The organism is Streptomyces sp. NPDC104581 (assembly GCF_055583685.1).
The window spans coordinates 1-12611 of record NZ_JBVJNN010000077.1 but is presented as its reverse complement, the minus strand read 5'-3'; the positions used below and the strand labels follow the sequence as shown (position 1 = coordinate 12611).

12 protein-coding genes are annotated in these 12611 nt (G+C 73.0%); 7 read left to right on the top strand and 5 right to left on the bottom strand.

All coding sequences use genetic code 11. The features are described from left to right. Positions 1-183 precede the first annotated feature (183 nt). The 3 genes from ACZ61E_RS32120 to ilvA form a co-directional block, all read right to left on the bottom strand. The gene (locus ACZ61E_RS32120; protein WP_469703893.1) at positions 184-1056 is read right to left on the bottom strand and encodes an ABC transporter permease; all 873 of its coding nucleotides are present in this window, start codon (positions 1054-1056) and stop codon (positions 184-186) included. After that, positions 1053-2150 carry an ATP-binding cassette domain-containing protein gene (locus ACZ61E_RS32115; protein WP_469703892.1) on the bottom strand — a complete coding sequence of 366 codons (1098 nt, stop codon included), beginning with the start codon at positions 2148-2150 and terminating at the stop codon, positions 1053-1055. The genes ACZ61E_RS32120 and ACZ61E_RS32115 overlap by 4 nt, the downstream gene beginning before the upstream one ends. A 206-nt stretch (positions 2151-2356) precedes the next feature. Next, the gene (gene ilvA, locus ACZ61E_RS32110; RefSeq protein ID WP_469703895.1) at positions 2357-3520 is read right to left on the bottom strand and encodes a threonine ammonia-lyase; all 1164 of its coding nucleotides are present in this window, start codon (positions 3518-3520) and stop codon (positions 2357-2359) included. A gap of 450 nt (positions 3521-3970) precedes the next feature. Here ilvA and ACZ61E_RS32105 point away from each other — a divergent pair, with 450 nt between their 5' ends. From ACZ61E_RS32105 to ACZ61E_RS32095, 3 genes are read left to right on the top strand one after another with little or no spacing between them, the layout of a single operon-like run. Beyond that, positions 3971-4456, top strand: a complete 486-nt coding sequence (locus ACZ61E_RS32105) for a MarR family winged helix-turn-helix transcriptional regulator (RefSeq protein WP_469703894.1) — start codon at positions 3971-3973, stop codon at positions 4454-4456. Positions 4457-4486: 30 nt separating this feature from the next. Then, on the top strand, positions 4487-4990 hold the full coding sequence (locus tag ACZ61E_RS32100; RefSeq protein ID WP_469703891.1) for a sigma factor-like helix-turn-helix DNA-binding protein: 504 nt from the start codon (positions 4487-4489) through the stop codon (positions 4988-4990). Next, a complete protein-coding gene (locus ACZ61E_RS32095) occupies positions 4987-5238 on the top strand; it encodes a hypothetical protein (RefSeq protein ID WP_469703890.1) in 252 nt (83 codons plus the stop codon). Before ACZ61E_RS32100 ends, ACZ61E_RS32095 begins: the two co-directional genes overlap by 4 nt. Positions 5239-5265: 27 nt before the next feature. Here the strand turns inward: ACZ61E_RS32095 and ACZ61E_RS32090 are convergent, their stop codons facing one another. Continuing rightward, positions 5266-6411 (bottom strand): cystathionine gamma-synthase, encoded by a 1146-nt coding sequence (locus tag ACZ61E_RS32090; protein ID WP_469703889.1) that lies wholly within the window; start codon positions 6409-6411, stop codon positions 5266-5268. 66 nt (positions 6412-6477) lie between these two features. Here ACZ61E_RS32090 and ACZ61E_RS32085 point away from each other — a divergent pair, with 66 nt between their 5' ends. The 4 genes from ACZ61E_RS32085 (at position 6478) to abc-f (ending at position 11397) form a co-directional block, all read left to right on the top strand. After that, a complete protein-coding gene (locus ACZ61E_RS32085; RefSeq protein ID WP_469703888.1) occupies positions 6478-7581 on the top strand; it encodes a hypothetical protein in 1104 nt (367 codons plus the stop codon). A gap of 123 nt (positions 7582-7704) precedes the next feature. Next, positions 7705-8787: a hypothetical protein gene (locus ACZ61E_RS32080; protein ID WP_469703887.1), complete on the top strand. Its 1083-nt coding sequence runs from the start codon at positions 7705-7707 to the stop codon at positions 8785-8787. Positions 8788-8817: 30 nt separating this feature from the next. Next, positions 8818-9525 carry a phosphotransferase gene (locus ACZ61E_RS32075; protein WP_469703885.1) on the top strand — a complete coding sequence of 236 codons (708 nt, stop codon included), beginning with the start codon at positions 8818-8820 and terminating at the stop codon, positions 9523-9525. Between the two features lie 240 nt (positions 9526-9765). Next, positions 9766-11397 carry a ribosomal protection-like ABC-F family protein gene (abc-f, locus tag ACZ61E_RS32070; protein ID WP_469703884.1) on the top strand — a complete coding sequence of 544 codons (1632 nt, stop codon included), beginning with the start codon at positions 9766-9768 and terminating at the stop codon, positions 11395-11397. Here the strand turns inward: abc-f and ACZ61E_RS32065 are convergent. After that, positions 11394-12386: a GNAT family N-acetyltransferase gene (locus ACZ61E_RS32065; protein ID WP_469703883.1), complete on the bottom strand. Its 993-nt coding sequence runs from the start codon at positions 12384-12386 to the stop codon at positions 11394-11396. The two genes, abc-f and ACZ61E_RS32065, sit on opposite strands and share 4 nt — an antisense overlap. Between the last annotated feature and the right edge of the window lie 225 nt (positions 12387-12611).

Here is a 12611-nt window from a genome sequence, read left to right as displayed (position 1 = left end):
TCCGTACCCCGTGTGGTCGACCTCTTACGGGGCCCCGCCCCGCTCCTTTGCGCCATACGGCGCCCCGTCCAAGACATGTTCCCCTCCCCCCCCCCCCCCCACCCCCCCCCACCCCCCCCCCCCCCCCCCCCACCCCCCCCCCCCCCCCCCCCCCGCCGCCGTGAAAGGTGGGGGACGGCAGAGCTAGGCGGTGGCAGAGCGGTAGCGCCGTACGGCCAGGGTGCGGAACACCACGATGATCAGGACCGACCAGATCAGCGATGCCCAGATCGGGTGCTCCATCGGCCACGCCCCGGTCACCGACGCCTCGCGTCCCGGGATCGTGTTGCCGAACAGCTCACGCGCCGCCTGCACGGTCGCGCTGAAGGGGTTCCACTCGGCGATGTGCTGGAGGAACGCGGGCATTCCGTTGACGGGTACGAAGGCGTTGGAGACGAACGTCAGCGGGAAGAGCCAGATCAGCCCGCCGGACGTGGCGGCCTCCGGCGTACGGACGATGAGGCCGATCAGCGCGCCGATCCAGGAGAACGCGTACCCCAGGAAGAGCAGCAGCGCGAAGCCGGCGAGGACGCTGCCGATGTTCTCGTGCGTGCGCCAGCCGATGATCAGGGCGACGGCCGCGAGGACGACGAGTGTCAGCGCGGTCTGTACGAGGTCGGCGAGCGTACGTCCGGTGAGGACCGCGCCGCGGGCCATGGGCAGTGAGCGGAACCGGTCGATGAGCCCCTTGTGCATGTCGTCGGCGATTCCGGCGCCCGCGCCCGCCGTGGCGAAGGTGACGGTCTGCGCGAAGATGCCCGCCATCAGGAACTCGCGGTAGGCCTGGGCGCTGCCGGCGGGCGCTCCGGGGACGTTGATGGAGCCGCCGAAGACGTAGGTGAACAGCACCACGAACATGATGGGCTGGATCAGCCCGAAGATGATCATCTCGGGGATGCGGAGCATCCGGATCAGATTGCGCTTGGCGACCACGAGCGAGTCGCGGACGGACTGGACCACGCCGCCGCGCGGGCGTGGGGCGAGGGCCTTCGGCGCGGCCTCGGTTACGGCGCTCACTTGGCGCTCTCCTTCGGGTCCGTGGTCGTCGTCGTGCTCGTGGCCGTACTCGTAGCCGTACTCGTGCTCGTGGACTCGGCGGCGCTCGGCGTCCTGGCCGGGGAGACACCGGGTGCGGTGCCGCGCGCCGGGCCGTCGCCGCCGTCCTGGGCCTCCTCGGCCGCGTGGCCGGTGAGGGAGATGAAGACGTCGTCGAGGGTGGGGCGGCGCAGCCCGATGTCGTCGATCTCGACGCCCCTCGCGTCGAGTTCCCTGATGATCTCGGCGAGCAGCTTCGCTCCGCCGGTGACCGGGACGGTGAGCTTGCGGGTGTGCTGGGCGACCATCACGCCGCCCTTGCCGAAGCCGGCGAGCACGTCGTGGGCCCGGGTGATCTGGTCGCGTTCGTGGACGACGACCTCGACGCGCTCGCCACCGGTGCGGGCCTTGAGTTCGTCGGCGGTGCCGCGCGCGATGACCTGGCCGTGGTCGATGACGCAGATGTCGTGGGCGAGGTGGTCGGCCTCTTCCAGATACTGGGTGGTGAGCAGCAGTGTGGTGCCGCCGGCGACCAACTCCTCGATGATTCCCCACAGTTGCTGACGGTTGCGGGGGTCGAGGCCGGTCGTCGGCTCGTCCATGAACATCACCGGCGGGGAGACGACGAGCGCCGCCGCGAGGTCCAGTCGCCTGCGCATACCGCCGGAGTAGGTCTTGGCGGTGCGGTCGGCGGCGTCGCCGAGGTTGAAGCGCTCCAGCAGTTCGGCGGCCCTGGCCTTCGCGGCACGGGCGCTCTGCTGGTAGAGCCGGCCGACCATCTGGAGGTTCTCGCGGCCGGTCAGATACTCGTCGACCGCGGCGAACTGACCGGAGAGCCCGATGTTCCTGCGGACCTCGTTGGGGTGCTTGAGCACGTCGATACCGGCGACGACGGCCTTGCCGCTGTCGGGCTGGAGGAGGGTGGTCAGCACACGGACCGCGGTGGTCTTGCCCGCGCCGTTGGGGCCGAGCAGGCCCAGGACCGTGCCTTCGGGGACATCGAGATCGACGCCGTCCAGTGCTCGTACGTCGCCGAACGTCTTGACCAGGCCTTCGGCGTAGATGGCGCCTGGCATAGGGGTACTCCCAGCTCTGTGTCAGATTCGTACAAATGGTGCGATCCATGCCGACGACAGCATAAGCCGACCGGCGGCAGGGTGTGACGCTAACGCGATACATCGCGATTGGACAAGAGGATTAAGTCAGGTCTGCGTAAAGGTGCGACCGGGCACGTGCCGCCGCTCAGGCGCTCAGGCGCTCAGGCGCTCAGGCGCTCAGGCGCTCAGCCCAGGATCGTGTAGCCCGCCTCCCGCAGCGCCGCCTCCACGTCCGCGCAGTGCTCCGGCCCCTTCGTCTCCAGACGCAGCTCCACGTCCGCCTCCGTCAGCCCCAGCCGCGGGTCGGTCCGTACGTGCCCCACGTCCAGGACGTTGGCGTCGGCCACCGAGAGCACCCCGAGCAGCGTCGCGAGCGCCCCCGGCCGGTCGGTGATCCGCAGCCGCAGCCCCAGATAGCGCCCGGCCGCCGCCATCCCGTGGCGCAGGATCCGCTGCATCAGCAGGGGGTCCACGTTGCCGCCCGACAGCACGGCGACCACCGGCCCCCGGAACGCCTTCGGGGTGCTCAGCAGCGCGGCGACCGTGCTCGCCCCGGCCGGCTCCACGACGAGCTTCGCCCGCTCCAGACAGAGCAGCAGCGCGCTGGACAGCTCGTCCTCCGACACCGTCCGCACCTCGTCGACCAGGTCCCTGACCATCGAGAACGTGATCTCGCCCGGCCGGCCCACCTTGATGCCGTCCGCCATCGTCTGCTGCTCGCCGATCGACATCGGCCGCCCGGCCCGCAGCGACGGCGGGTACGCGGCGGCGCCCTCCGCCTGCACACCGATCACCGCGACATCCGGCCGCACCGCCTTCACCGCCAGCGCGATGCCCGCGGCGAGACCGCCGCCGCCGAGACCGACGAGGATCGTCCGCACCTCGGGGCACTGCTCCAGGATCTCCAGGCCCACCGTCCCCTGTCCGGCGATGATGTCCGGGTGGTCGAAGGGGTGGATGAAGACCGCGCCGGTCTCCCGCGCGTACTCCTGCGCGGCGGCCAGGGTCTCGTCGACGACCTGGCCGTGCAGCCGTACCTCCGCGCCGTACTCACGGGTCGCGGCCACCTTGGGCAGCGGCGCCGCGAGCGGCATGAACACGGTGGAACGCACCCCGAGCAGGGTCGAGGCGAGCGCGACGCCCTGCGCGTGGTTGCCCGCGCTGGCGGCGACCACGCCGGCCGCGCGCTCCTCGGGCGAGAGACCGGCGATCCGCACGTACGCGCCGCGCAGCTTGAACGAGCCGGTGCGCTGGAGGTTCTCGCACTTCAGATGGACCGGTGCGCCGACCAGGCGGGTCAGATGCCTGCTGCCCTCCATCGCGGTCATCCGCGCCACACCGGTCAGCATCTTCTGCGCCCCGCGGACGTCGTCGAGGATCACCGCGGGCGCGGAGCCGCGCGCGGAAGTGGAAGTGAATGATCCGGAGGGACGCGACGTACCGAAGGTCATGACCGCCAGTCTCGCAGCTCATCCGCCGGTCGGCCGCCCGGGACGAGGGGCCGTCCACCGGTTTGCGCGGGGCCGGTACGGGCGGCGGCGGGGCCGCGTACTCTGTCCCCCACCAACCGACCACCGCACGAGAGAGCCCCAGCCATGCCCCCTACTCAGGACATGACTTCCGCTGTGTCGGCCTCCCCGGGCTCCGGCTCCGAACCCGCAGGTTCCGACCCCTCCGGCTCCGCACCTTTAGAGGCCGCACCGGCACCTTCCGTCGGTACCGAATCCGTCGCCACGGGCGACGCCCCCACCGGCGCCCGCACCGATGACGCCCCCCTTCTCGACGCACTCCAGCACCAGGTGGCCGTGTTCGCCCGGCGGGCGGAGCAGACCCGCCTCGGCGGCGTCGGCCAGGTGCGCAACTCCATGGACCGCGCCGCCTACCTCCTGCTCAACCGCCTCGATCTGGAAGGCCCGATGGGCGTCAAGGCGCTGGCCGCGGGGATGGGGATCGACTCCTCCACCGTCACCCGCCAGGTCGCGCCCCTCGTCGACACCGGCCTGGTCAAGCGCACGTCCCACCCGGAGGACGGCCGTGCCGTCGTCCTGGAACTCTCGGTGCGCGGGCTCAGCCGCCTCGAAGAGGTCCGCTCCTCGCGCCGCGAACTGATGTCACAGGTCACGCACGGCTGGACGGAGGAGGAGCGGGATTCGTTCTGCACGCTCCTCACCCGGTTCAACTCCGCCTTGTCCGCACGGCAGTCGGGCCCCGCGCCGGCCGAACCGGCCGCGAACCGGACCCCGGTGGACGAACGCGTCGGCACGGAGCCACCGCCGGCCTCTTGACCCCGGCCGGGGTCTGTCCTCATATGAGGTGTGCGACAGCGACAGCAGACGGGTGCGGATCGTCGTCGCGCCCGGGAGTTCGAGGCTTTCGTCGCGGGCGCGGCAGGCCGACTGCTGCATGCCGCCACGCTGCTGACGGGTGAGCCCGCCGACACCAAGCCGCGCGCCGAGCGCCTGCTGACGGCCGCCCTGGCCCGTACGTACGCGGACTGGGACCGGCTGCGCGGCGACGACCCGTACGACCGCGCCCGCCAGGAGCTCGCCGCCCGTTACGCGCGCGGCGCCTGGCGGCACCACCCCCGCACCGGGCAGGGCCTGCTCGGCCGGCTCGGCCCGCAGGAGCGGCTGATCCTCGTCCTGCGGCTGTACGAGGGGGTCGCCGAGGAGCAGACGGCCGCGCTGATCGGGCTGCCGGCCGACCGGGTGCGCGCGATCTACGCGCGGGCGGTCGTCACGATGCGGCAGCCCGAACCGGCCCGCCGCCCGGCGCCCCACTGGCCGCTGTCGGTGCTCCACCGGCAGGTGACGCGGTGAGCGGCCAGAGCCGTAAGGAGGACGAGGTCCGCCGGATGCTCGACGTACGGCATCCGCCGGTCCCCGCCGACCTGACGGCCCGGGCGACCGCCCTCGGCACCCGAGTCCTGAACCGCAGGCGCACCTGGCGCCTGCTGTTCTGGCTGCTGGTGACGGTGGCCGTCATCGCCTTCACGGTCTGGGCGGCGGTCGTGGAGCCGTGGTCGCTCCCGCCGTCCGAGAAGACACCGCCGCTGGAGGGCTGGTAGGGACCGGGCGCCGGCGCCCGGCTCCCGTCAGGCCAGCGCCTGCTGAAGGTCCGTCAGCAGATCGTCGGCGGACTCGATGCCCACCGACAGCCGGATCAGGTCGTCCGGCACCTCCAGCGGTGAGCCCGCCGCCGAGGCGTGGGTCATCCGTCCCGGGTGCTCGATCAGCGACTCGACACCGCCGAGGGACTCGCCCAGCGTGAAGACCTTCGCCCGGCCGCAGACCTCGATGGCCGCCTGCTCGCCGCCGGCGACCTGGAAGGACACCATGCCGCCGAAGGACTTCATCTGCTTGGCCGCGATCTCGTGCCCGGGGTGCTCGGGCAGACCCGGGTAGTAGACCTTCGCGACCTTCGGGTGCCGGGCCAGCATCTCGGCGACACGCGTCGCGTTCTCGCTGTGCCGGTCCATCCGGACGGCGAGGGTCTTCACACCGCGCAGCACCAGCCACGCGTCGAACGGGCCGGAGATCGCGCCCATCGCGTTCTGGTGGTAGGCGAGTTCGTCGCCGAGCGCGGTGTCCTCGGTGATCAGCGCACCGCCGACGACGTCCGAGTGACCGCCCATGTACTTGGTGGTCGAGTGCACGACGACATCGGCACCCAGGGCGAGCGGCTGCTGGAGGTAGGGGCTCGCGAAGGTGTTGTCCACGACGAGCCTGGCGCCCGCGGTGCGGGCGACCTCGGCGAGGGCCGTGATGTCGCTGATGCCCAGGAGCGGGTTCGACGGGGTCTCCACCCAGATCGCCTTCGTACGGGGCCGCAGGGCGGCCCGTACCGACGCCGGGTCGGAGGTGTCGGCCACCGACCACTCCACGCCCCAGCGCGAGACGACCTTCGCGAAGAGCCGGTAGGTGCCGCCGTACGCGTCGTTGGGGATCACGACGTGATCGCCCGGCGACAGCAGCGTACGGAGGAGGCAGTCCTCGGCGGCGAGGCCGGACGCGAAGGCGAGTCCGCGCCGGCCGCCCTCCAGGGCCGCCAGATTCTCCTCCAGCGCGGAGCGCGTGGGGTTGGCGCTGCGGCTGTACTCGTAGCCGCCGCGCAGTCCGCCCACGCCGTCCTGCTTGTACGTGGACACCTGATAGATGGGGGGAACGACCGCGCCGGTGAGGGGATCGGCAGTGTTCCCCGCGTGGATCGCGATCGTCTCGAAGCTGTGCTCGTCGCTCATGAGGCCCGAGGGTAGCCGGATCGGACCCGGCTCAGAGAGCTGTCCGCGTCCGGGACAATGGAACGCATGGAGATTCTCTGGTTCCTGATCGCGATGGGCTTGGTCGCGGCCGTCGTCGGCCCGTACATACGGCGCCGCCGCGGTGGCATCCGCCTGGTCGAGCCCGGCGCGCCCGACGCGGCCGACCCGGACTCGTACGACTTCGTGCGGCAGGAGGAGCTGGACATCCGGCTCCCGGGGCCGGACCAGGATCTCCTCGACGTACTCGACGTCGTCCAGCGCACCCAGGACTGGCGGGCGGCGGCGCAGCTGCTGGCCGGGACGGCCAAGGAGGGCGAGGTGCGCTGGCAGCGCGTCCAGGCGTTCGCGGGCGCGGCGGCGCTGGAGCTCCAGGAGAGGCCCGGGGTGGGCGGCGCGTGGCTGCGGGCGTGGCGGTCGGAGTCGCCGAAGGACGCGGGCGGCGCGCAGGTGCACGCGGAGTTCCTGGTGCAGCAGGCCTGGCGCTCGTCGGCGGTCGGCACGGACGACTTCCGGATCATCCTGGAGGAGGCCCGCTCGGTCTGCGGCGACGCCGCCCTGCTGGCGCCGGGCGATCCCGTGCCGTACGTCATCGAGCTGGCCGTGGCCCGCGGGCTGGGTTATCCGCACGAGCGGTTCGACCAGCTGTGGGCGAAGGTCATCGACCGGGCGCCGGACCACATGGGCGCGCACATCGCGGCGCTGCACTACTGGTGCGAGAAGTGGCACGGCTCGCGCGAGGACGCGGACCGGTTCGCGACGGCGTCGGCGGCGCGGGCCCCGCAGGGTTCGCTGCTGGCGGCGCTGCCGCTGTTCGCGGTGTACGAACATCTGCCGGAGATCGCGCTGGTGCGGGACTTCTACCGCAGCGCGGTGGTGTCGAAGGCGATGGAGGGCGCGATGTTCGCGGTGCACGCGGCGCGCCCCGACGATCCGATGCTCGCGCACGTACGGCATCTGCTGATCGTCTTCCTGGTGCGGGCGGAGCGGTGGTCGGAGGCGATGAACCAGTTCGTGCGGGTGGACGGCCACGTCGGCGCGATGCCGTGGACGCACAGCGAGGACCCGGCGGCGATGTACACGCTGTACCGGGCGCTGGCGGTGGCGGGTTACGAGGCGAACGGCGGCAGCCCGGCGACGCTGCCCAGGTAGCGGCATCCGGCCGGCCGCCGGCCGCCGAGGCGCCATTGCCGCGCTGACCTGCGGTGGTGCATACTCCGCAGATCCCCCACACGTTCTCTTCACCTGTTCTCCGTAACCCTGGGGGGTCATCCGATGGCACGCGTTCTGCCCTTCGTCCTCTTCGCGTTCGGCGTCTGGTTCTGGCTGAAGGCACGCCGGAGCGTGTCCTCGCTGGTCGGTACGGAGGCGGAGCTGGGGCTGCTCCCCAGGGACGCGCAGAACGCGGAGCTGGCCGGCCCGGACCCCGCGCTGGAGCGGGCCCTGGACGAGGCGCGCGCGGGCCGCTGGGAGGCGGCGGCGGGGCTGCTGGCGTCGACCGGCAAGGAGCGGGACTGGGAGCGCCGCGCGCTCTACGCGCGTGTACTGGGCGAGGCGGCGGCCCGCGAGGACTCCTGGCTGCGGTCGTGGCGCGCGGCCGGGCCCGACGCGGACACGGAGCTGGTCCGGGCGTCCGCGACGGTCGCGCGCGCGTGGCTGCTGCGGGGCTCGCCGTACGCCGAGCACACCACGCCCGAGCAGGCGGACGGCTTCCACGAACTGCTGCCGAAGGTGCGCGACGAGACGGCCCGCGCGGCGGAGCTGGGCCCGGACGACCCGACGCCGTACATCGTGGAGATCCGGACGGCGCTCGGCGTCGGCTACGGCCAGGACCGGATGCGTCAGCTGTGGGCGGAGATCACGGCCCGTACCCCGCACCCCACGTCGGCGCCGCTGTACGGGGCGCACGAGGCCGCGATCCAGTACTGGAGCGCGCGGTGGCACGGCTCGGCGGAGCTGGCCCGCGAGTTCGCCGCCCAGGCCACGGCCGACGCGCCCCTGGGCACGCTGATGAGGGCGCTCCCGCTGATCGCCTGGTACGACCACCACGACGCCGCGGCGGGCTCCCGCGACTACACGGACCCGGCCCTGACGGCGCTGGTCGACGCGGCCCTCGCGGACGTGGCGCAGGCGCCTTCGGACCATCCCCGGCTGCCGGAGGTGCGGCATCTGCTGGCGTACTTCCTGACGAGGCAGACCCGGCACGACGAGGCCCTGGACCAGTTCCGGCTGGTCGACGGCCATGTGAACGCGCTGCCCTGGCGCACCCGCCGGGACCCGGCGGCGTTCTTCACGGCGATCCGCACGAAGGCGGTACGCGGCGCGGAGGCCCGCGCCCGTATCCGCCGGTGCGTGTGACGCGCCGGGGGCCCTGGCATCGTGGAGGGCATGGACGAGACTCCTCTGCCGGGCGGGTTCATCAATCAGGTCGTACGGGTCGGCGACACCGTGCGGCGCTCCGGGCCGCCGGCCCGACAGGCGGCGTACACAAGGAAGTTGCTGGAGCACTTCGAGGAGCGGGGCTGGGGCGGGGCGCCCCGGTACCGGGGGGTGGACGAGCGGGGGCGCCAGGTACTGGAGTACGTCGAGGGGGAGGTGTCCGCGCCGTTGTCGGACGCGCGGCTGGCGCGGGTCGCGGAGCTGGTGCGGGAGTTCCATGACCTGACGGCCGGTTCGGTGCTCGCCGAGGGGCGTGAGGTCGTGTGCCACAACGATCTGTCGCCCCGGAACACGGTCTGCGCCGACGGGCTGCCCGTGGCCTTCGTCGACTGGGACCTGGCCGCCCCCGGTGACCGTGTCCACGATGTCGCCCACGTCTGCTGGCAGTTCCTGGACCTCGGCCCCCGCGTGCCGGACGTGGCCGACGCCGCCCGCCGGATCACCCTGGTCTGCGACGCCTACGGTCTGGACGACCGGGACGGCATCGTCCGCTCGATCCTGTGGTGGCAGGACCGCTGTTGGCGCGGCATCGACGAGTCCGCCGACCGCGGCGATCCGGCGATGGCCGCGCTGCGCGAGCGGGGCGTGGTGGACGACGTCCGGGCCGCGTACACCTGGGTGTCGGCCCACGCCTTCGAACTGGCGGCGAAGCTGTAGGTGTTGATCACGGGCCTGATCCACACGGCAGGCCCTGGGGAACGTGCTCCCCGGGTGGGCGGCGGGTAAATCCGGGGGCGCCGTCCGGTGGCCCTCGTTAGACTCGCCGCCATGGGTATGTACGCGTACTACTTCTTTCTCTGATTCCGGGCGCGGACGCCCCGGCGCGAGTCCTGTCACGGACCGCGGGCGTCCCCGTGTCCCCGCCCGACGCAGGTAACTCGTACCCAGGGAAAGAACATGCGCGAACGCGCCCAATTGTCGATGAGGGACGTCTCGAAGTCGTACGGCGACCGGACCGTCCTCGATCAGGTGTCACTGTCCGTGCGGCCCGGTGAGAGGGCCGGTGTCATCGGGGAGAACGGCTCCGGGAAGTCCACCCTGCTGCGGCTGCTGGCCGGGGCCGAGCGGCCGGACGGCGGTGAGGTCACCGTCCTGTTCCCCGGCGGGGTCGGGTACCTCTCCCAGACACTCGGACTCGACCCCCGCCGGTCCGTCCGGGACGCCGTCGACGCGGCCCTCGCGGATCTGCGGGAGCTGGAACGCCGGATCGCCGCCGCCGAGGCGTCGCTGACCGGTGCCACGCAGGACGAACTGGCCGCGTACGGCGATCTGCTGACCGCCTACGAGGACCGCGGCGGCTACGAGGCGGACGCCCGCGTCGACGCCGCCATGCACGGGCTCGGGCTCGCCCGTGTCGGCCGCGACCGCCCGCTCGGGTCGCTCTCCGGCGGCGAGCAGTCCCGGGTGGCGCTGGCCTGCGTGCTGGCCTCCGCGCCCGAACTGCTGCTGCTCGACGAGCCGACCAACCATCTCGATCTCCGGGCCACCACCTATCTGGAGGACCGGCTCAGGGCGCACCGGGGCACGGTGGTCGCCGTCACCCACGACCGGGCGTTCCTGGAGCGGATCGCGACGACGATCCTGGAGGTCGACCGGGACACCCGCGCGGTGACGCGGTACGGCGACGGCTGGAGCGGCTACCGCACGGCCAGGGCCGCGGCCCGCCACCGCTGGGAGCAGGACCACCAGGAGTATCTGGCGGACCTGGCCCGCACGCGGGAGCTGGTGGCCGCGGCCGGGCAGCGGCTCGCCGCCACCGGGAAGGATCCGGGACAGGGCTTCGGCAAGCACCGCCGCTCGCACGAGGCGAAGCTGTCCGGCCGGGTCAGGGCGGCGCGGGTGCGGCTGGAGCGGCTGGAACGGGAGCCGGTGCCCGCGCCTCCGCGTCCGCTCGTGTTCGCGGCCGACCCGGCCACCACCGGGGCGCGGGGCGTGCCGGCGGAGCTGTCCGGCGTCGTGGTCGGGGACCGGCTGCGGGTGGACGCGCTCCGGGTGGAGGCCGGGGCCCGGCTGCTGGTCGACGGGCCCAACGGCGCGGGCAAGACGACGCTGCTGCGGGTGCTGGCAGGGGATCTCGCGCCGGACGCGGGCAGTGCCCACCGTACGGCCCAAGTGGGCTATCTGGCGCAGGAGTCGGCCATGGCGGGGACGGCGTCGCGGCTCTCGCTGCTGGGGGCGTTCGCGGCGGGCCGCCGGGGGCTGCCCGACGAGCACACCGACGAGCTGCTGGCTCTGGGGCTGTTCCGCGAGGAGGATCTGACGGTGCCGGTGGCCGGGCTCTCGGTGGGGCAGCGGCGCCGGCTCGAACTGGCGCGGCTGCTGACGGTCCCCGCCGATCTGCTGATCCTGGACGAGCCGACGAACCATGTGGCGCTGAGCCTGGTGGAGGAGCTGGAGCGCGCCCTCGCCTCGTACGGGGGCGCGGTGGTCGTGGTCTCGCACGACCGCCGTTTCCGGAGCGAGTTCGTGGGCGAGCGGCTGGAGTTGCGCGCGGGAAGGGTGGTCCCGGAAGGCTGGGGGATCCCCTAGAGCTTGGCCTGGAAGATTCCGGCCGGCCTCTCGCGCCGGTAGCCGAGCGCCGCGTTCACGGCCAGCATCGGGGCGTTGTCGTCGGCGACGCTGGTGCTGATCTCCCGTACTCCGGGGTGGCGTTCGGCGAGCCTGCCCAGCAGATGGCGCTTGACCGCCCGGCCGAGTCCGCGTCCGCGGTGCTCCGGGACGACCACCGTGTCGTACTGGAGCGCCCGGGTGTGGGACGGGTCGCGCAGGACGAGTTCGCTGTACGCGGCGATGCGCTCGGCGCCCCCGTCCCTGCCCTCAGCCAGCACCACCGAGGTCAGGAGGATGCCGCCCCGGTCGTCGACGAGCCGGGCGGCGCCGCGTACGCGCTCCGCGTCCCACCTCGGCGTCCGCTCGTCCGCCCCGGCGGCGGAGGCGTCGCGCAGCACGTCGTGGGCCCGCGCGAACTCGTCCGCCAGCGCGTCCGGTACGACACCGTCCCACTCCGCGAAGCGGTAGCCGTCGGGCAGCCGCGCCCCGGGCAGCGCGGCGTCCGCCTCGCGGACCCGCTGCACGTACCAGGCCAGGGGCAGCACCTTGCCGAAGCCCAGCCCGTCGACGAACGCCTCACCGGCGCCGCCCACTTCGAGCATGGTGGAGACCGAACTGCGCCCGTCGGCGGTGAGTTCGGCCCGTATCGCGCCCCACAGCGCGGCGCCCACGCCCCGCCGTCTGGCCTCGGGGCGGACGACCAGGGCGTCGAGGAAGGCGGTGCGGCGCTCGCTCTCCTCGGTGAACAGCAGCAGCGCCGCGACGCCGTCGTACGACCCGTCGGGAGCGGCCGACACCAGATGGACCATCCGCGCGTCGGGCGACCGCACACGCAGCTTCCCGGCGGTCTCGGTGCGGCCGGGTTCCGGGACGGATGCGGGCACGTCCTGGAGATGGGCAGCGGCGATCACGTCATGCCAGGCGTCTGTCTCCGCCTCCGACGGCGGGGTCCCCAGAGTCATCAGCATGATCCGAACCTACGCTCACTACCCGGTGCGCGCCCCCGAGTTGTCGGCGCTTCCCGGACAGTGAGACTTCGTTTCCGCGCCATTGGTTGCGCGGAGGGCCACACAATCCTCATAAGTCTTCCCCGACACGCGCCGGGGGGGGGGGGGGGGGGGGGGGGGGGGGGGGGGGGGGGGGGGGGGGGGGGGGGGGGGGGGGGGGGGGGGGGGGGGGGGGGGGGGGGGGGG